The following is a 538-nucleotide window of genomic DNA, read 5'->3' on the forward strand; positions in this document are numbered from 1 at the left end:
AGCCTTTTATTTCCGGCGAAAAAAGTGACGCCACAGACACCGGATGGTGTCTGTAATATGGGAGCGCTGCGTTTTGCCATGAAACTGGTATTGTCAGGTAGCGTTGGTGCCAGTGCTGCAATTGAATTAGGGGTGACAGTAGACTGGAGTGGAGAAATGGGAAAGGGCTATGGCATTAAAGGCCGTCCTGCAACCCTGACTGCCCCACCGTTACCAGGACAGCAGCAGGTGAATTTAAAGACCTCAACGATACCTGAAGCACAGGGGGGAGGTGAAATTGGTGTTTTTGTTGGTGCTCAGGCGGGAGGTAATATCAGTGGTGCCATTGAGTGGTTTGACCCGCATCCTGATGATACGCCAGTAGCTAAAGATGTTGAGAAAGATAACAAACCCATTGTCAATAAAGAGAAGAAGTTTGCCGCGATAGCCAAACTGGAAGCGGGGATGACGGTGCAGGCAGGCGCTGGGGGAAGTGGGGTTTTTTATATCACCTATATTCAGGGACGTTTTCGTATTTACTGTAAAGCGGCTTTATGTT

The 538-nt window shown here is 48.9% G+C and carries 1 pseudogene; it reads left to right on the forward strand.

What is annotated here, in order from left to right:
• Nucleotides 1–538: pseudogene (locus tag ABD481_RS47070) on the forward strand (hypothetical protein); the annotation flags it as partial.

Origin of the sequence: Catenulispora yoronensis (assembly GCF_039531695.1) — a bacterium.
Taxonomy (GTDB): domain Bacteria; phylum Actinomycetota; class Actinomycetes; order Streptomycetales; family Catenulisporaceae; genus Catenulispora; species Catenulispora yoronensis.